This is a genomic window from Paenibacillus jiangxiensis (assembly GCF_046098255.1).
GTDB lineage: Bacteria > Bacillota > Bacilli > Paenibacillales > Paenibacillaceae > Paenibacillus > Paenibacillus jiagnxiensis.
In genome coordinates, this window is the sequence record NZ_JBJURI010000005.1 from 224497 (window position 1) to 242864 (window position 18368).

General features: G+C 49.9%; 23 protein-coding genes. 17 read left to right on the top strand and 6 right to left on the bottom strand.

From position 1 onward, the window contains the following. Positions 1 to 164 precede the first annotated feature (164 nt). Positions 165 to 533 (top strand): thioredoxin, encoded by a 369-nt coding sequence (gene trxA, locus ACI1P2_RS07565; protein WP_355318355.1) that lies wholly within the window; start codon positions 165 to 167, stop codon positions 531 to 533. A gap of 580 nt (positions 534 to 1113) precedes the next feature. Here the strand turns inward: trxA and ACI1P2_RS07570 are convergent. Further along, complete coding sequence (locus ACI1P2_RS07570) at positions 1114 to 1875, bottom strand: polysaccharide deacetylase family protein (RefSeq protein WP_355318356.1); 762 nt, start codon at positions 1873 to 1875, stop codon at positions 1114 to 1116. Positions 1876 to 2073: 198 nt separating this feature from the next. Between ACI1P2_RS07570 and ACI1P2_RS07575 the strand changes: the two genes are divergently transcribed. Both ACI1P2_RS07575 and ACI1P2_RS07580 read left to right on the top strand, forming a co-directional pair. Further along, complete coding sequence (locus ACI1P2_RS07575) at positions 2074 to 2406, top strand: ArsR/SmtB family transcription factor (RefSeq protein WP_355318358.1); 333 nt, start codon at positions 2074 to 2076, stop codon at positions 2404 to 2406. Positions 2407 to 2427: 21 nt separating this feature from the next. Then, on the top strand, positions 2428 to 2940 hold the full coding sequence (locus ACI1P2_RS07580; RefSeq protein ID WP_355318360.1) for an SRPBCC domain-containing protein: 513 nt from the start codon (positions 2428 to 2430) through the stop codon (positions 2938 to 2940). Positions 2941 to 3100: 160 nt separating this feature from the next. Here the strand turns inward: ACI1P2_RS07580 and ACI1P2_RS07585 are convergent, their stop codons facing one another. Beyond that, the gene (locus ACI1P2_RS07585) at positions 3101 to 3979 is read right to left on the bottom strand and encodes an AraC family transcriptional regulator (protein WP_355318362.1); all 879 of its coding nucleotides are present in this window, start codon (positions 3977 to 3979) and stop codon (positions 3101 to 3103) included. Between the two features lie 166 nt (positions 3980 to 4145). Between ACI1P2_RS07585 and ACI1P2_RS07590 the strand changes: the two genes are divergently transcribed. Further along, positions 4146 to 4694, top strand: a complete 549-nt coding sequence (locus tag ACI1P2_RS07590) for a GNAT family N-acetyltransferase (protein WP_355318364.1) — start codon at positions 4146 to 4148, stop codon at positions 4692 to 4694. Between the two features lie 23 nt (positions 4695 to 4717). Here ACI1P2_RS07590 and ACI1P2_RS07595 read toward each other — a convergent pair whose 3' ends face one another. Next, positions 4718 to 4930, bottom strand: coding sequence for a hypothetical protein (locus tag ACI1P2_RS07595; RefSeq protein WP_355318366.1), 213 nt, complete (start codon positions 4928 to 4930; stop codon positions 4718 to 4720). 202 nt (positions 4931 to 5132) lie between these two features. Here ACI1P2_RS07595 and ACI1P2_RS07600 point away from each other — a divergent pair, with 202 nt between their 5' ends. Further along, positions 5133 to 6296, top strand: coding sequence for a sn-glycerol-1-phosphate dehydrogenase (locus ACI1P2_RS07600; protein ID WP_355318367.1), 1164 nt, complete (start codon positions 5133 to 5135; stop codon positions 6294 to 6296). A gap of 349 nt (positions 6297 to 6645) precedes the next feature. Here the strand turns inward: ACI1P2_RS07600 and ACI1P2_RS07605 are convergent, their stop codons facing one another. Next, on the bottom strand, positions 6646 to 7230 hold the full coding sequence (locus ACI1P2_RS07605) for a helix-turn-helix domain-containing protein (protein ID WP_355318370.1): 585 nt from the start codon (positions 7228 to 7230) through the stop codon (positions 6646 to 6648). 266 nt (positions 7231 to 7496) lie between these two features. Between ACI1P2_RS07605 and ACI1P2_RS07610 the strand changes: the two genes are divergently transcribed. The 11 genes from ACI1P2_RS07610 to ACI1P2_RS07660 all read left to right on the top strand — a co-directional run bounded on the left by ACI1P2_RS07610 (position 7497) and on the right by ACI1P2_RS07660 (position 13724). Then, positions 7497 to 7925, top strand: a complete 429-nt coding sequence (locus ACI1P2_RS07610; protein ID WP_355318372.1) for a phage holin family protein — start codon at positions 7497 to 7499, stop codon at positions 7923 to 7925. A 136-nt stretch (positions 7926 to 8061) separates the two neighbouring features. Continuing rightward, positions 8062 to 8349, top strand: a complete 288-nt coding sequence (locus tag ACI1P2_RS07615) for a Dabb family protein (RefSeq protein WP_355318374.1) — start codon at positions 8062 to 8064, stop codon at positions 8347 to 8349. Positions 8350 to 8433: 84 nt separating this feature from the next. Next, the gene (locus ACI1P2_RS07620; RefSeq protein WP_355318376.1) at positions 8434 to 8877 is read left to right on the top strand and encodes a DUF86 domain-containing protein; all 444 of its coding nucleotides are present in this window, start codon (positions 8434 to 8436) and stop codon (positions 8875 to 8877) included. Between the two features lie 13 nt (positions 8878 to 8890). After that, positions 8891 to 9526 (top strand): helix-turn-helix transcriptional regulator, encoded by a 636-nt coding sequence (locus tag ACI1P2_RS07625; protein WP_355318378.1) that lies wholly within the window; start codon positions 8891 to 8893, stop codon positions 9524 to 9526. Between the two features lie 183 nt (positions 9527 to 9709). Next, positions 9710 to 10051, top strand: coding sequence for a YtxH domain-containing protein (locus ACI1P2_RS07630; protein ID WP_355318380.1), 342 nt, complete (start codon positions 9710 to 9712; stop codon positions 10049 to 10051). Between the two features lie 196 nt (positions 10052 to 10247). Next, on the top strand, positions 10248 to 11057 hold the full coding sequence (gene racE, locus ACI1P2_RS07635; RefSeq protein WP_355318381.1) for a glutamate racemase: 810 nt from the start codon (positions 10248 to 10250) through the stop codon (positions 11055 to 11057). A 175-nt stretch (positions 11058 to 11232) separates the two neighbouring features. Next, entirely contained in the window at positions 11233 to 12156 is a 924-nt protein-coding gene (locus tag ACI1P2_RS07640) for a M14 family metallopeptidase (RefSeq protein WP_355318383.1), read from the top strand. Positions 12157 to 12325: 169 nt separating this feature from the next. Continuing rightward, a complete protein-coding gene (locus tag ACI1P2_RS07645) occupies positions 12326 to 12601 on the top strand; it encodes a hypothetical protein (protein ID WP_355318385.1) in 276 nt (91 codons plus the stop codon). Positions 12602 to 12740: 139 nt separating this feature from the next. Beyond that, positions 12741 to 13043, top strand: a complete 303-nt coding sequence (locus tag ACI1P2_RS07650) for an iron-sulfur cluster assembly accessory protein (protein ID WP_355318387.1) — start codon at positions 12741 to 12743, stop codon at positions 13041 to 13043. A gap of 22 nt (positions 13044 to 13065) precedes the next feature. Then, entirely contained in the window at positions 13066 to 13305 is a 240-nt protein-coding gene (locus ACI1P2_RS07655; protein WP_355318389.1) for a YuzB family protein, read from the top strand. Positions 13306 to 13454: 149 nt separating this feature from the next. After that, positions 13455 to 13724 (top strand): hypothetical protein, encoded by a 270-nt coding sequence (locus ACI1P2_RS07660; protein WP_355318391.1) that lies wholly within the window; start codon positions 13455 to 13457, stop codon positions 13722 to 13724. Positions 13725 to 14001: 277 nt separating this feature from the next. Here the strand turns inward: ACI1P2_RS07660 and ACI1P2_RS07665 are convergent, their stop codons facing one another. Both ACI1P2_RS07665 and ACI1P2_RS07670 read right to left on the bottom strand, forming a co-directional pair. Continuing rightward, the gene (locus tag ACI1P2_RS07665; RefSeq protein ID WP_355318482.1) at positions 14002 to 16008 is read right to left on the bottom strand and encodes an LTA synthase family protein; all 2007 of its coding nucleotides are present in this window, start codon (positions 16006 to 16008) and stop codon (positions 14002 to 14004) included. Positions 16009 to 16279: 271 nt separating this feature from the next. Continuing rightward, positions 16280 to 17437: a THUMP domain-containing class I SAM-dependent RNA methyltransferase gene (locus tag ACI1P2_RS07670; RefSeq protein WP_355318393.1), complete on the bottom strand. Its 1158-nt coding sequence runs from the start codon at positions 17435 to 17437 to the stop codon at positions 16280 to 16282. 261 nt (positions 17438 to 17698) lie between these two features. Between ACI1P2_RS07670 and ACI1P2_RS07675 the strand changes: the two genes are divergently transcribed. Then, positions 17699 to 18331, top strand: coding sequence for an O-methyltransferase (locus ACI1P2_RS07675; RefSeq protein WP_355318395.1), 633 nt, complete (start codon positions 17699 to 17701; stop codon positions 18329 to 18331). The last annotated feature ends 37 nt before the right edge of the window (positions 18332 to 18368 follow it).

An 18368-nucleotide genomic window follows, 5' to 3' on the forward strand; every position in this document is an offset into this window, starting at 1 on the left:
ATCGGGCCCAGCTTGATCCGATACGGCGGTGTCCCGGAGATTACTTTTTGTTGACAAATGTTTGTTTTGGATATATTGTAGATTCGTAAAGTCTATAATTTAACTTTTAAATATATTTTTTAGCATCTGCTCGCTATTATGGACCTGGCAGAGGCAGAATTTTTTTGAAAATTATAGACATTAAATATCCTCAATATTCTTATTCTGAAAGGATGATACTGATGGCTATACAGCATGCAACAGATGCTAATTTTAAGGATATGGTGCAGACAGAAGGAGTAACGGTAGTGAATTTTTGGGCTTCATGGTGCGGTCCTTGCAAAATGTTTGCGCCTGTTCTGGAGGAATTTGCAAGGGAAGCAAATGATTCCATTAGAGTGGTTAAAGTTAATGTAGACGAGAATCCGGTGACCTCTTCCCAATTTCAGATTATGAGCATACCTAGCACCCTTATATTCAAAGATGGAAAGCTCCTTCATAAAGAGGTAGGCATACTGCCGAAAGGTGTTCTGAAGCAGCTCACTGCTTCCTGAACAATTAGGGCCAAGTTACACGGGGCCGATATTGATGAATAGATAATCTATAAGTGGAGCCCTTCAAAATTCTGGAGGGCTTCAATTATTGGGATAAAGCATGCTTCTTAGAGAATTAGGCTTACTAACGTGGGAATAGTGGCAATCCCGCCGGCTCCTATAACCGCTGTGCTATAAGCCATTCATTTTCATTCTCCCCGTTTAGTTCGGAGTTATCATACCATCGCCCTGGGAGAGGGAATATCAGGATATCTTTACGCATCGAAAGCCTCCTTTTATCTGGGATTTTATCCTTGCAGTTTCTGATACCGTGCGTTCTGCCAAAACCTCCTTTCTTCACTGGGGTTGGTCTTATCTGATCGCGCCCAAACTTATTTATCGTATTATCGTCTTTTGAGAGCGCTTATTTAATCTAGCACCGGAAAATCCGGTTTGGAAATAAGCAAATATTTTGATTATTCACAAAAATATCATCCACATGGATAAAGCAGCAGGTTAATATAATGGCATGCAAATAGACCAGCCCCCATTAGTGAGACTGGTCCTTTAATTCCCTCGGCTAAAAGGGAATACGCAGTGTTTATGGCACAAGGTTGATTAAAGGCAAATTTTCTTCCAGCTTTCGATGGTTTATTAATTCCGAGACGGTTACGAGACGGTAGCCTCTTTTTTTGAGTTCAGGCAGTATGATTTTCAAGGCTTGCGCCGTTTGCATGGAGCCTCCTGCATGGTCATGCAGAAGTACAATGTCGCCATTGCGCGCATTGTTAAGCACCTTGTTGGCAATTCTGCCAACTCCCGGTTTGCTCCAATCCCTGGTGTCCTGATGCCACGACCACATCACCACCGTATATCCGAGTTTTTTCGCAATCTCAATCACCGAATCATTATAGTAGCCTCCCGGTGGCCGGAACCACGGAGAATTCGTCGCTGTCAGGCCATTGATTTTAACTTTAAGGCTTCGCATCTCATGTTCAATCGTTTCCGGACGCATCGTTGTTTTAAAATAAACGTGGTGGTCTGTATGATTGGCGACTTCATGTCCTTCCGCAATTTCACGTTTGATGATGTCCGGGTATTTTGTGAGACGATAACCGATGACAAAAAAAGTGGCTTTCGCATCGTATTGTTTCAGCAAGTCCAAAATTTGAGGGGTAATGTCGGGGTCCGGTCCGTCATCAAATGTCAAGGCGATCATTTTCTCGTTCATAGGCACTTCCCACACTACATCTCCCCTGGTCTCGTAATATTGCCTGTCATGTTTGACGGGTAAGGAGAAGCCTGGGAGCAGCAGAAAACTAATGATACAACCGGACACGATGCGGAGAACCTTCGGTGGCACGATGCACACTCCTCTTTTGGCTGAATTTGCTGTGTTACCTGTTTAAATTCCCCAGGAAAATTGCAAATTATGCAAATCTGCAGTTCATAGATATTTAAATATTCCTTTACAGGAATATTCCTTTCATGTTATATTGTAAATACGATATAATTAACGAAATGAGGTGGATCGCACCAAGACACGGAAAGGAACAAAGCTATGGATACAACGACATTTAGCGCTCTGGCCGAGCCGAACAGGCTGCTTATCGTGGAGCTGCTGCGCAACGGTCCATTGACCGTGGGGGAAATTGCCGAGCAGGTGGGCATTCGTCAGCCGCAGGCCTCCAAGCACCTGCGCGTCCTGCTGGATGCGCGTCTCGTCGACGTCCAGGTCGTTGCGAACCGCAGAATTTACAGGCTTCGGCAGGAGCCGTTCCAGGAACTGAATGTGTGGCTTGATCGCTATAAAGCGCTCTGGAACGAGCGCTTTGACAATCTGGAACTTTACTTGCAGCAGCTGCAGGCTAAAGATAAACCATCGAAGGAATAATTCCATTTCAGGGAGGAAACGATGATGACGAATTCAATGATGTTTAAGGCGGAAGGGCAGGAAATAATTGCGGAACGAATCTTTAACGCGCCGCGTGAGCTGGTATTCAAGGCGTTTACTGAGGCGGAGCATTTAAAGCAATGGTGGGGTCCACGCGGCTGGGAATTGACCGTCTGCAATATCGATTTTCGTCCTGGCGGGATATGGCACTACTGCATGAAGTGTATGGATCAGAACCAGGGGGATTTTTACGGATTCGAATCATGGGCCAAGGCGTTGTTCAGTGAGATCGTGGACGGGGTGAAAATCGTGTATACAGACTACTTCTCGGATGCTGAGGGCAATACCGCAGACAACATGCCTTCTTCGGAAATCACTTTGACCTTTATCGAGCAGGACGGCAAAACGAAGGTCGTAAACCGGGCTGTGTATCCATCTGCGGATGCAGTGAAAACCGTGATCGATATGGGCATGCAGCAGGGCTTTACAGAAACGTGGGATCGTCTTGCCGAATATGTAGAATCCGTTCAATGATATTGTATACACCAGGAATAACCTTACTCTCTTAACGAAGGGTAAGGTTATTGTTATATGGCGGGGAATTATGGCTGGATTCCTGTCGAGTAATCTATTCATTAACCTGCGTAAGACCTTGGTAATCAAGGCTTACGCAGGTTTAGTGCCACTGTCGTGTTCAGGAAAGAGGCTTTGTTACAGGCACCCAAATTTCGCTTTTGTAATTCGGGCTGCTGGTATCCTTGCTTTCATTCCAAAGAATTTCCGGTCCTCCTGATGTTTCATAACCGGAAGTCGGGAACCATTCGGCATATATTCTTGCCCAGACGTCCTGAAGCGCCTGGGGAAACGGTCCGATGGCTGTAAATACAGCCCATGTGCCTGCTACTACCTGCAGAGTCTCCCATCGCTCCGGAACCGCTTGGGTTGTAGCGACACCGATGTACTGATCCAGCATCGTTCCTTCTGCCCGTCCCTCGGTGAAGTTGGCAGAGGCGCATAGGATGCCTTGCGGCTCCACATTGGACAACCCTTTCAGCTCGGTGTAATCATCCTCCGTTAAACTTGCCCACATCTCATCTATTTGCGGATTTACGCCCTCATAAATCAAAGTGATCTGCTTTTTGATGCCGGCAATTTGAAAAGCTTCTTTCTCCACAATCCGATAATCCATTTCGTTTCCTCCTTTGATGGTCAGTTGAAAGGCCATGGGCGGAAAGGCCTTTAAAGCAGCGCCCTTCTTGCGTGCTGCCGAGGGAGTAATGCCATGCATGGCCTGAAAAGCCCGTGCGAATGAATCCGATGAATCATAGCCGTATTTGACGGCAAGATCAATGATTTTAACATGCTCAAGCTCTTGAAGCTCAAGTGCAGCCATCGTCAGTCTTCTGCGGCGGATGTATTCACTGAGGGACAGGCCGGCCAGAAATGAAAACATTCTTCTGAAGTGATACTCCGAACAGCAGGCCAGCCGTGCAGCTTCCCTGAAGTCGATTTCCCCGCCCAGGTTGGCTTCGATATAGCTCATGGCCAGGTTTACCTGTTTCAGTGCATCCAAGCTCATGACCTCCTTTCTGCTGGTATCGTATCAAAACGGGAAGGAATCGGTCCGACAATATCGGTGCAGGTTTTGCCCCCTAAGCAGTTGTTGAAAAGAAACGCTGATTATAGGAAAATCATGATGATTCCATACTTACACGACTTATAAGGAAAGGAACAAAAAAATGATGAACGGGCTTACCATCACAAAGTTTAGTCTATCCGATTTCAAGCAGGCCTGCCATGTGTTCGAGACGGTTATCCCTGATGCTTTTGAACAGGAGGGGATTGGACATTTGACAGATGATATGCAGGGGGAGATTGAACACAAAATAAATATGCTCCGCAGTGCGAGGGAGGAGGATGAGTCGCAAACCCGTTTTTGGCTTGCGAAACAGAATGGCATTGTGGTCGGAACAATTTCCTTTGGACCATCCAACCAAGATCTTAATGCCTGTACAGACCATCAATTGGCGCAGGTGGGGGAACTGGGCAGTTTATATGTTTTACCAGGCTATCAAGGCCAGGGAATAGCGTCTGCTTTGATCAAGGAAGTGGCCGTATATCTTCACAGCCGTGGGGTTGAGGAATTTTGTCTGGACAGCGGGTATAGACGGGCTCAGGAGAAATGGAAGCAAAAATTCGGCGAGCCTTATGCGGCGGTGAAAGACTATTGGGGACCGGGCACCGTACATATGGTCTGGTTTTGCAGAGTCAGCGACTTTCTGGCGTAAAAATCATAAACAGCCCTCAAAATTTATTGAGGACTGTTTTTTTGCGTTCCGTGCCACTGGACACGGCGTATACAGAAGCGGTACACGAGCGCAATCATAATCCCTGCCGCTCCGCCGATCGCTACCGACCAGACTGCGTCATAGGCCTGCCACTGGAGCAGAAAAGCGATCCCGCTGCCCATGGTAGTTCCGGCGAGCCATCCAAGCGCACAGGCGGTATCTTTGGCTACTTTCATGCAGACTTCCTTCCTCCAATACATTTCAAATATATTGACCGCACATGTACGTATTTCGGTAGACTTTTACAGTAAGATGTGCGTACAATTAGGGTGAAAAAAGCGTTTGATTTTGGGCTTTATTAGCGTGATATTCTGCGACGATAGTAATCATTATTTACATTCTTGTGTGAAATATTCCAGACCGGGAGGAATCACAGCGATGAACATGAACGAACGCATCAAGAAGTGGAATGAAGAAGCGCAGCATTGTTCATGCGGAAATCCGCATCGTGAGGTGAGCATGCAGATTTATATGCAGGAAGGTGCCCTGAACGAAATTGTTCCTTATCTGCAGCGCCAAGGCTACAGCCATGTCACTGTCGTTAATGACGAGCATACCTTCAGGGCAGCCGGCGAGCGAGTGCTTAATGATCTGCACGCAGCCGACTTGCATGCCGACGAAATACGTTTGCAAGGGAACAGCGCAGGAGATGTCATTGCCGACGAGGCCTATATTGTCAAAGTGCTGCTCAGCGTCACGGAAACGAGCAATGCGGTGCTGGCCGTCGGCTCCGGTACGATCCATGATCTGGTCCGCTTTGTCTGTTATAAAATGGGGCTGTCATTCATATCCGTGCCAACGGCTGCTTCGGTGGACGGGTTTACCTCCGCTGGAGCACCCTTAATCGTGGACGGGACTAAGCAGACGTTTCAGGCAGTGGCGCCTGAAGCCATCTTTGCAGACCTGTCCGTGCTGGCAGCGGCTCCGCAGAGCATGACGGCGGCCGGCTTCGGCGATATGCTGGGCAAGTATACCTCGCTTGCCGATTGGCATGTATCGAGGGATCTGGGACGGGAGCCCTACTGTCCGCTGGGCAGCCGGATCACCGTGGAAGCCCTTGAGGCTTGCATTGCAGGCGTCGACGCGATCGCGCAGGGAAGCCCGGAGGGAGCAGGTATTCTAATGGAAGCGCTGATTGCTTCCGGCATATCCATGCTGATCATTGACCATTCCCGTCCGGCCTCCGGTGGCGAGCACCATATTTCACACCGTATTGAAATGGAATTTATAAAGGAAGGAAGAAAGCAGATTCTGCATGGGGCCAAGGTCGGGGTGGCTTCGGCGCTTTTGGCGGACATTTACAGAAATCTGGAGGAGCGTGAAAGTCTGGAGGCATTCCGGATATATCGCGGCCTTCCTTCAACAGAGCAGATGCGCTCCTGGCTCCGTCAGGTCGGCGGCCCGGCGACAATAGACGAACTTGGCGTCAGCGCAGAGCAACTGGACCGTGCGCTGCATACCGCACATACCCTGCGCAACAGATATACAGGCCTGAAATATATAAATGAACATCAAATGCTTTCAGCTGTGTCCGCCGAATAACCGCAATTTTAGTTTAAAATCTATCCAGCCCGATGGGGGCGTGAAGTAGGGAATGCACGAAGCAGCGGAGAGGACGAAGCAATTCCGGAAAAGCGGCAGCGTTCGCCTTTGGCACCAAATTTCTACCGCTGAACCAATAATCATCAGAAATTTGAGGTCAATAGCGATTGGAGGAATGTTTCGTTCGCTGGAACTTCCCGAGCTGGAGCAGAAAATGGCATATAAAAAACAAAAAGAGCACTGTTGGCCACTAAAGCTGACAGTGCTCCTTGTGCTTAAGGAGATAATTAAATGATTACACCCCTGCACAATATTAAAGTGTTAAAGAGCGTGAACCCATTGCAGAGGCCTACTTTGCCAGTATGGCATCTGCAAACAGAATGGATTTCGGGATGCGAAAAAATTGTTCAGCCTGGTCCTGAAACGCCTGCGAAGGTACTGTGCCTTGATGCAGCCATTTGCGGAAGGTTCCCGGATGAACACCGATCCAGTGGCTGACATCGGTCACGGACAGATCATGAACCATGCATAATCCAGCCAAAATCCGGTTTTTTACCGGAGACCGTGTTACCGTACGTTTCATGAATCGGGAAGGGGCTGGCTGACAGATAACCGGACAACCGCGGACCACACCCTCGTTAAAGAGAATATGGCGTGGATAACCAAGCAATCGGCATGTTTTCTCCAGATTTGTATTGCCGGGAATTCGTCCTTCGTACACCCAGGCGCTGACGCTCCGGGATGATATGGATAATTCTTCGGCAAGCTGCGAGAGCTTGATGTCATTTGCCATCAGCACTGCAAGGAGAACCCTGTTGCGTATTTGACAGCGGGTTGGTTTGCGAAAGCGCTTAACGCGGACACCCTTTCCCAAATACTTGCGGTTGATCAGAGACCACGCCTGAATGGAATGTCGTTCTTGTTGTTTAGGCATATATCCTCCGATTTTTTTTAAACAAATACTACAATACACGCGGATTATTTTCAAGTGTACGGCCGAATCAATTTTTTATAAAACTATTTTCATAGCTGATCAGCCGAATACAGGGACCTGCTTACTATATGAAGCAATTAAAAAAAACGCGGTTATTACCAATTCTATGAATCTATAAATTTTCAGCGCGGCGCAGGGACAAACTCACTTTCATTCTTCCTTCATTTACATATAATGTAACAGGTTTAATGAAAGGGGAGAGGACGATGAGCAACCCGTTAATCAATATTTCGTGTGCAGTAACCGGGGGGATAATTACCTATGCCTTCGGCGAATGGAGCCCCTTGCTTGGGGTGTTTATCGTTACTATGGCCATAGATGTTGTGACAGGTATAGCGGCGGCGATCAAATCGGGAAAAGGATTGAGCAGCAAGACGGGATTTTGGGGCTTGACCCGCAAGGGAATTATGCTGATGGTGGTGAGCCTTGCCCACCAAATTGACCTGCTTCTGGGAGGGGAGGCTGTACAAGCAGGCGCCATTTATTTTTATCTGTTTAACGAGGTCATTTCCATTACAGAGAATTTTTCCGTACTGGGAATGCCGCTTCCTCCCGTGTTTCAGACTTTGCTTTCAGCTCTGAAGGACAAGCAAAGAGACAAAGGGGAAAAACCGAAAGACGAAGATCCATCATGATGGCTTGATGGCAGGTACCCCCTGCCCGCGGTATCTTCCCCTATCAGGGAGAACTGTGATAAAATTTCAGGACAAGCTCTTCAAAAGATGACTTTTTGAACTACCTCTACAAATTTAGAAATAAGGAGTCTGTCCTATGATTAAGCATATCGTCTTTTTTAAACTAAAAGACCGCTCTCCTGAAAGCGTTGAACATACGGCCTCCGTTCTGCGCAGCATGAACGGTAAAATCAAGGAAGTGCTGTCGCTGGAGGTGGGGGTCGATGTCATTCGCTCCGAGCGTTCCTTCGATATTTCCCTGACGGTGGTGTTAGAAAATCTGCAGGACCTGCAGGCTTACCAGGTTCATCCGGTGCATCAGGAAATCATTCAGCATATCAACGAAGTGAAGGATGTATCCTTTGCGGTGGATTATGAAATCTGACAGGCAGCGAATGACGTGGAATGGCCGACATGGTGCAAACGACCGGTTTGACGGCAATTCTGCCAGGAAGGAGGTGCGGCACAAATGTACTATGTGAACAGAGAGCAGATTGAGCTGCGTCTCAAGGCAATTCCCGAGATTGCGGAAGGATTGCGCCGGGTCTCGTCCGGCTGGACTGGCGACCTGATGCAGGGCCTGGTGCAGGAACGCTGCCTGCATCTGGCGATCGAGACGGTAACTGATGCGGGCAGCTATCTGATTGACGGCTTTATTATGCGTGACGCAAGCAGCTACGAAGACATCATTAGTATCATTCATGGGGAAGAAGTCATTGACGAGTCTGTTTTTGCGCCGATTTATGAGTTGGTATCCCTGCGTAAGCCCTTGGTTCAGGAATATTTCCGCTGGAAACGGACAGAGCTTCATAAGCTGACTCCGTTGCTGCCTGAGGTGCTGGAACGGTTTGCGGCCAGTGTGGAAGGCTATCTTGACCGTGAATTGGGAACACAGCCAGCGGGCAGTAAATGAATTGGAGTTTATGATGAATACGGTACCTGAAATGTCTACACGACGTCTGATTATGACACTGCTGAAAACAAGAGGACCCATGGGCGTTTCTTCACTGGCAGCAGAGCTCGGCATTACCGAGATGGGGGTCCGAAGACACCTGAAGGCTATGGAGCAGGAAGGTTTTGTCGAGGTCGCCGTTGTGCGCCAGGCTATGGGACGGCCTGTCTATAAATTTGGCCTGAGTGAACGTGGGGATGAGCAGTTTCCGCGCAACTACGACCATCTATTGGTGGACCTGCTGGAGGAGCTGGATGAGCTTCAGGGAGCAGTGGCCGTTGATGCGCTCTTCGAAGGAAGAAAGCGCAAGCTGATCCGACGTTATATGCCGCAGCTTGAGGGCAGGTCCCTGCCGGCACGGATCAGGAAGCTTGCAGAAATTCAGCACACAGCCGGTTATATGACGTATTGGAACACGGAAGAAGACGGAAGCTTTACGTTCTATGAGTACAACTGCCCGATTGCGCAGGCAGCGAATCGTTACCGTAAAGCCTGCGAGTGTGAGCAGCATATGTTTGAGGAACTGCTGGAAGCGGAGGTGCTCCGTACCGACTGTCTGGCGGAGGGCGGCCGCTGCTGCAGGTACAAGATCTTACCGCGTCAAAGTTAATTCCTAACAGAATGTCTCCTGCTGTAACAAGCCAAGCCCATCCTGCTTATAATGCATTAAAAAGGTGGGCGTTCGCCCGGTAAGACAGCTCTCGCTAGAGGGAGGCACTCCATTATTACCCGGAGCGCTGCTCCGTCGACGGGGTCTTTCCGGTCGTGGGGCCTGGTCGAAGGAGAGATTGTTATGGATCAAAAAAGCAAACTGGTGATGTGGGGTGCTATTGCCGGCACCATTCTTGGTTCAGCCGCAGCCTTGCTGCTGGCACCAAAATCGGGGCGCGAACTGCGCAAGGATCTGGCGGATTGCACCCAGCAGCTCAGCGAGGCAAGCCTGTCTGTGGCGGACAAAATCGGGACAGCGGGTCTCCAGCTTGTAGACATCGTCAAGGATACGGCTTCTTATGCGGTTCAGGAAGTCCGCCAAGCGTATGGCAAGCAGGAGGAAGAGGAAAAGGTAACCATCTCTGCGATCGATGCAGAGAAGCCGAAAGCACGCCAGGAAAACAACGACAGCTATTATATCTGAAAGTGCGGCCGGGCTCGTTCCTAAGGGAAACGGGTCCGGCTTTTGCATGGCCTTCCGCTAATAACAGGCCGCCGCGGACCTGGTGGTGAACTGCCTTTTGTTTCACTTTTAACGTACCTTTTGAACTTGTCTCACATAAGTTATGTAGAAGAGTGATAGCAAGAGGGATAACAACAATGAGGAAAGCGGTGTGTTCGTGCAGCAGGCTATTGCAATTTTGGATTCCGGCGTGGGGGGACTGACCGTTGTCAAAGAAGTCATGCGTCAGCTTCCGCGCGAAAAGATCATTTACTTCGGAGACACCGCGCGAGCCCCCTACGGCCCACGTCCGGCTGATGAGGTTTTGAAATTTACCGGGCAGATCGTTGATTTTCTCATTCAATTTGATCCCAAGGTCATTGTCATTGCCTGCAATACGGCAACGGCAGCGGCGCTTGACGAAATCAGCAGCAGGGTCAGCGTGCCCGTGATCGGAGTCATTCATCCAGGAGCCCGTGCCGCCATCAGCGCTACGAATACAGGCCGTGTAGGAGTTATCGGCACGGTCGGGACCATTCGCAGCGGCGCATATACCACAGCCTTGAAGCAGCTGTCTCCTTATATTGAGATCGTAAGTCTGGCTTGTCCTTCGCTGGTTCCTATCGTGGAGAGGGGAGAGTTCCGCTCGGAAAACGTTTCTCTGATTGTCCAAGAGTCACTTTCACCTATGAAAAATTATGATATTGATTGTCTTATTCTCGGGTGCACCCATTATCCTTTTCTAAGGGAGACCATTCAGGAAGTGATGGGGCCTCATGTCAAGCTTATAAGCTCCGCCGATGAGACGGCAAGAGAGACAAGCACAATACTTTATAACAAGGGCAAGCTAGCCTCCGGAGATACATCGCCGATCCATCAGTTTTACTGCTCCGGGGATCCTCTCCTGTTTCGAAGCATTGCGAGACAGTGGCTTGGGGAGCAAATCCGCAACATCCCTGTCTTGTGGCAGGTGACCCGTCTTGAATGATCATGAATGAATGCACTAGGAAGCTTCAATGTTGCCGTTCCGCGAGGAGCGGCTTTTTTCATGTTTATAGAAAAGGTCCCGAATCACGGATTGGGTAGGCTGGCATAAATTGGAGTATAACATCGTATAGGAACTGAAGCAGAGAAACGGAAGCATGCTGCCGGGAGGAATGGGAATGAAACAAGCTGTTATTCGTTCTGGGAAAACATGGTTGTCCGGGAGTTACGGGTATAAGCATCTAATGCAAGATATCGAACATTTGCACGAAAAATATAATTTTGTAAAAGTGAGCTGCATAGGCAAAAGTGTGATGGGAAAAAGCATTCCCTGTGTAGAGATTGGTGAAGGGAAACGCAGGATAGCGGTAAATGCGGCGGTCCATGCCAACGAATGGATTACCACCCCGTGCGTGCTGCATTTTCTGGAGTGTTATGCTTCTGCGGTGGCAGCCGGAAGATCCCTTCATGGACATGATCCCGAGCGCTGGCTGCGGGATATTACACTAAGCGTAGTGCCTATGGTCAATCCGGACGGTGTGGACCTGGTTCTTGAAGGGGCAGGCGCTCCCCATCCTGAACGGGAGAATGTTCTGGAATGGAATGAGGGGAACCCTGATTTTAGCTCCTGGAAAGCCAACATCCGTGGTATCGATCTGAATGACCAGTTTCCGGCACATTGGGAGGACGAATTGCATCGGCGGGCCACGAAGGGACCGGGTCCGCGCGATTATGGCGGAACAGAACCGCTCTCCGAGCCTGAAGCGCGTGCCTTGGCCGATTGGACACGCAGTTTGCAGCCGGATATGGTGATCTCTTTTCATACCCAGGGGCGCGAGATTTACTGGAATTACCGCGACAGGGAGCCGGCGGACAGCCTGGCATGGGTGCAGAGGCTGGCCGATGCCGCGAATTACAGGGCAGTCAGGCTCAGCGACAGTGATGCAGGCTATAAGGATTGGTTTATCCTTGAATTCGGCAGGCCGGGTTTTACGGTGGAACTGGGGGAAGGTGTCAATCCGCTGCCGCTGCGGGATTTCGACAGCTTGTGCAGGGATACGGGCCAGGTGCTGTCAGCCGCGCTTTCCGGCTTGAGCTGCTGAATGGTTGAAACCTTTACGGGAAATCGGCGTAATTTAACTTGCGAGAAGATCAGCGCTTCCGGCAGGAAGCCTGATTTTTCGCCAGCCTTCTTCATTTTCATTGGAAACGGGTATGCTATACATGAAGATTATATTTGGCTGCAAAAGATGTGAAATGGAGTTGATATCCATGAAATGGAGAAAATTATGGTCTCTGCGGCAGTGGTCGCACATACTGCGCCGTCTTCCCAGCCTGCTTGCTTCTTCTCGGGTGCCGCTTGGGGACAAGCTATTGTTTCTTGTACCTGCACTGCTTTATTGGGTTCTTCCGGACATCATCATTCCGATCCCGTTCATGCCTCTTGACGATATCGGTGTAACGATGCTTCTCATGAACTGGTTCGTGACCAGAACGGAGCGCAAATATCCTCAGCTTTCCGAGCCGGACCGCATCCGGGTAAAATGAACAATATTCGTGGTTCAAATAACCAGTCTTGCGATTCTATAAATTATTCATTACAATAGGAATATTGACTTTCAACCATCAGGGATGCGTTTAATCCTGAAATATTATAAATTATGCAGCCTAATAGGAGATGAAGCAAATGAAATGCAAAATTACACGCAATGCGGCAAAAGTGCTGAAGCTTGAACTGGATAAACCCGAGAACAGCGGAAAATTGCTAAGAGTGGTTGTGACTCACGCGCACGGGGATCATGCGCACTATGGTCTCGACCTCGACACGCCGAAGGAAGGAGATATCGTAGTCTCCACAGATAAAGACATTGACGTGATTCTTGAGGAAGGCCAACCGTTCCTGGACGGTGTCAAAATAGACTATTTGTATTTCCCCGAAGAGGGCTTTGTCATTACGAATCCTTCGATGGGCAACCACGGCGACCATTAAGGCCGCATGGAGAGGATGAATTATGGCTAACGATATTCGTGTCTGTGATAAATGTCAGTTCGTCCGGATGAAGACGATTATTCCGAAGCTGCAGAAGATGGCGCCCGATGCCGAGATCAAAATCGGCTGCAAATCGTATTGCGGGCCCTGCGGCAAGCGTGCGTTTGTGTATGTGAACGGACGGTATGTGAGCGCACCGACAGAGGAAGAAGTGCTGGCCAAGGCTGCAGCATTTATCAAACAGCCGAGTGTGAAGGCTTGATCCGGATTTATAAGATTATACCTTAGGTGCATTCAGCAAAGATCCCCCGAGGCCGACGAGACGGTAACGGGGGTTTTTGAATAGTCCTGCTTCCGCCTGTTCATCCTATAGGGCAAATACTTATTAGCTCCGCGAAAGGGGATCAGGTGATGTCGCAATACGATTCCAATCTGCAAAATCAGAGTGTTTCCGCCCAAACGCAAAATTCGGTGGACAGGTTTCATAATGCGGTAACGCAGGCAATGTCACATCCGAACGAACAGTTGGTGGAGCAGGCTGAGCACTCCCAGGCTCACGCGAGGCACGCACTGGATCAGGCCAGGGAAAGTCTTGGGGACGATGTGATGGAAGCAGCAGAGGAAATGATGGCAGCCGAGGAACGCAGGCTCGATTCGATTAAAAAGACGGGGCTGAAATAAGCAGCAGAATCTTGTTCTGAAAGGCTCCGAGAACGAAGCATTCCTACAATCGCTGTTGACCCTCCGGGCCAAAGGCGAACGCTCCGCTTTTCCGGAATTGCTTCGTTCTCTCCGCTGCTCCGTGCATATCCATACTTAAAAACACCCAATAAGAAATCGCATCTCCTGCGTTTTCTGACTGGGTAAAAAAAGAACGAGAACATGAGCCAATTCCCTCCTGTTCTCGTTCTTTTTTGCTTCTTTTAAATAAAAATGGTTGCTTTCTATTTTCCTCTGTTCATGGCGATGAAGATTTCGTACCGGCGGCTGGCTCTGTGCTCATGGCGGCGGGGTTCCAGCGGCGGATCAGGTCGTAGGTGATGACTTCATCCGATATGGAAATCCGGTTAAGCATCTCCTGATAACCCGGCCCACAGGCCTGGATATCGGTCTGCTCTCCCGTACCCGCATTGTAGCACGTTCCGTTGACGAAGGTATTGTCCTTGGACGGGATGTAGTATACCTTTCCGTCCGTGAATGCCCCCGTGCGAAGGACGACCATCCGCTGTTTGCCGCTGAACAGATTGTTGCCCATAAAATGATAAGGCTCTGAGGAAATGCCCAGCAAATGCAGAATGGAAGGAGCAATATCAAGCTGGCCGGTCGGTTCGTTGTATATGCCCGCGCTTCCTCTATCCGGCAGATGCACAAGCAGGGGCACCTGATTCATGATTTTTTGCATGTCGAGGTCTGACAGGGATTTACCCAAAAACTTCTCATACATCGCCTTGTCCTGAATGGAATTATCATGATCCCCGTAGAACATCAGAATGGTGTTGTCCCACATGCCGTTCGCTTTCATTTGTGCCACCAGCTCGCCGAGAGCCTGATCCACATAATGCACGGATTCCAGATAATCGCCGAACATGGTGCCCTTGAGCTCGCCTGTGTCCAGTCCGGTGCCTTCCGGATGAATGTTATACGGATGATGGCTCGACAGGGTGATCATAAAGGCGTAAAACGGATTCCCATTCAGTTCCTCAAGCTTGCTGACCGATTGTCTGAAAAAGGATTTGTCTCCCAGCGACCACCCGAGCGGCTCATCAATGACAAAGTCTTTTTTACTGTAGAAATGGTCATAATTCATGGCCTTGTACATCGAGTACCGGTTCCAGAAGCTGCTGTCATAAGCATGAAACACATTGGGGCTGTACCCTTCCCGCTTCAGAATGGTTGGCAGCACATCATAGGCATGATCCGGATAACGGATGAATACCGATCCCGTCTGCAGCGGGTGCAGAGAGCCCTGTACCGAAAAGTCGGCATCGGAGGTTCGCCCCTGGGCGGTTTGATGATAGAAATTGCTGAAATACATGCTTTCCTTCATCAGCTTGTTAAAATTGGGTGTGATCTCCTGACCGTTGATTTGCTTGCCGATAAAGAAATTCATAAAGGCCTCGCCTTGAATAATCATGACATTGCTGCCCTTGTATTTGCCATAGGTTTCATTTTCCACATGAATCAGACTCTGATGGTCCTTGAACCAGTTCAGGTCTTTGTCCATTTCTTTCTGGCCGAGCACCGGCTGTGGCCCCAAATGATCCATGCCGTAACGATAAATATCGTAGCCGTGAAACCCGAGCAGACCTGTCACATTATAAAGCGCGAGCGACCACCAGTTGCCAACAAATAGCCCTTTGGCCCATGTCGAGGTATACATCTTGATCGGTCCGAAGGTCAAAACGCATCCCAAGCCTAGGGCCAGCAAGCCGGTACCAATCCGGAGCATCATTTTTCTGCCTGTCCGGCGTCCATTTCCACTAAAAACAGGGCCTTCAAACAAGCGGCCGGGCTGTCTGCGGCGGAGCTTTGTCATCCATATCAAATAAGGAATAAAGAGAATCCAGTCTATAAAGAAGAAGATATCCTGCCAATGAATCAGCGATGCGATGCTTCCTCCAAGCGACTCCACCTGACCGGCCTGCAGCAGTACGGGAATGGTGATAAAATCGCCGAAATACCGGTAATACACCATATCCGAGTAAATCAGCGCAGTCAGCAGCACATTTAATACAGCCAGCGCTGCAAACCGCCCGCGCGGAGGCAGCCAGAAGGTCCAGAAGCTGGCCATCAGCAGTGAACCAAAGGCAATGACATAGTCCAGCGGATTCATATCGATGTTCGGGGCGTGCAGTTGAGAATGGAGCAGCCCCAGCTTATACAGAATCAGTATGGCAAAAATCCAGAACCTTGTATGACGGTTCTGCAGCCAGCTGCCGATCCTTGCTCCGGCACGATGAATCATACCGGAATTGTACCTGTTCAATTTACATTTCCCCCTTTGGCAATCTATCCAGTCCCAGAGAATTTTGTTATCAGAGAGCTCTATTCTATTATTTTGTAAACGGAATGTGATCTCTGTGTAAAAACCGGATTTGCCTCTACTTATTATATCCTGCCGGCGTTTCTTTTCAACACGAAGGGGTAATGAAAGAGAGAGCGGGCCCCTGCGGGGTCCGCTCTCTGCATGATCGAGATTTTTTTTAGATATCAGAAAGTATCGATAGACGTTTTTCTTATTTTTCGGTTTGGGCTTCCCTGCGCCGCGGGGGAAGAGGGCCCAGGTATTGGTAGTATTGACACTCAATTCGGCCGTTGAACAGCTTGCGCCGTTTGTCCGCCTTGCGGCCCCAATAATGCTCAAACTGCTTGGTAGGGCTGATGGTAAAGAAGGACCATGTCGGCATGCCTGCGGCGGTGCGTCCCAGGCTGCGGATCAGCTTTTCCACCTCCGGCTCGTCGCTCAGACGTTCGCCGTAAGGCGGATTGGTGATCAGGCAGCCGAATTCGCCTTCCGGTCTGATTTTGGCGGCAGGCATGACATCAAGCCTGATCTCCCCTGCCAAGCCCGCCGCCTTAACGGCCGCCTGCGCGACCTCAATGGATTTGGGGTCGATGTCGCTGCCCGCAATCTGGAATTCCACATCGTCCCTGACGAGATCCATGGCCTCATTGCGGGCCTCTTCCCACAGATGCTCGCCGATCACCGGCCAATGCTCGGAGTTGAAGGAGCGGCGCAGGCCCGGAGCGAGGTTCCAGGCAAGCATGGCCGCTTCAATCAGCAGTGTTCCCGAACCGCAGCAGGGATCATAGAACGGCCTGTTCGGCGTCCAGCGGCTAAGCTGGATCATGGCCGAAGCCAGCGTCTCCTTAAGCGGCGCCTCGGTAACGAGCTTGCGGTAGCCCCGTTTGTGGAGCCCCGGTCCGGTGGTGTCCAATGTAAGCAGGGCGCGGTCCTTCAGCAAAATCACTTCAATGACATAGCGCGGCCCGTTCTCGGGGAACCATTCCGTATGATAGGTCTCCTTCAGCTTTTCAACAATCGCTTTCTTTACAATCCCCTGACAGGCAGGCACGCTGCTAAGCTGGGATTTATGCGAGCGTCCTTCCACGGGAAACTCGCCATTGGCAGGAATCCAGTCCTGCCAGGATACTGCTTTGGTGCCTTCAAACAATTCATCAAAGGTCGTGGCCGCGAATTCGGCCATCTTGACGAGAATACGATCCGAGCTGCGCAGCCATAAATTGCAGCGGCAGATATCGATGAAATCACCGGTGAAAACAACACGGCCGTTCTCAACGGTCTGATCGTGGTATCCGAGCTCCTTCAGTTCACGCGCTACGATGGCTTCCAGCCCCATCGGCGCAGTTGCAATCAATTGCAGTTGGGCCATGTAAACAATTCACTCCATCTTGATTGTACGGCACTTGAATAAGGCCGCCTTGTCTAATGCCTTGTGGCAATTCCCCAAAAACAATACAATCTATATTATGGTCTCAGGAAAATAAACCGAACATGCAAGGCAAAGGTTCATTCGTATAGTATAGGCGATTATATTCTTGGAGACAAACCGTAAATATACATACCGGGTTCCACCGGTTCGGCAAGGATCGCGCTTATGCTGAAGCTGAACATTTTTTGAGGAGGAGTACATTTGAACACAGCACCTGAAGATTATATAGAGCAGTTGTTCCGGGAGGACGAGCTGTTATTGAAGGTCAAGGACACGATCCGGGAAAAAGGGATGCCCGAGGTGTCCGTGGCGGCGGCATACGGACGGCTGTTGACGATGCTCATCCGCATCTCGGGGGCTCGGCACGCTCTGGAGATCGGGGCATTGGGCGGATACAGCGGGATATGCCTTGCTCGGGGGCTTGGGACGGAAGGCAGACTGACGTCTCTTGAGCTGAAGGAAGAATACGCTGCGCTTGCTGGCAAGCATCTGGCGGAAGCAGGATTTGCCGACCGTGTCGAGTACCGCATCGGGCCTGCGTTGGACAGCCTTGAGCAGTTGAAGCGGGAAGGGCGCAAATTTGATTTCTTCTTTATTGACGCGGACAAGGAGAATTACCCGAAGTATCTGGAATATGCAATCGAGCTTGGCAATCCGGGTGCTATTATAGCAGGAGATAATTGCTTTCTGCGCGGCCGTACACTGAATTCGGAGAAGAATGGTCCATCCGTACAGGCGATGAGACGTTTTAATCAGATGATTGCCGAGGATGAACGGCTTGAGAGCACAATGCTCCCATCCTATGACGGCTTGGCGCTGGCCCGTATCCGGTAGCGGCGGGACACGTTTAAGTAGGAGTTTAAGTGAAGAG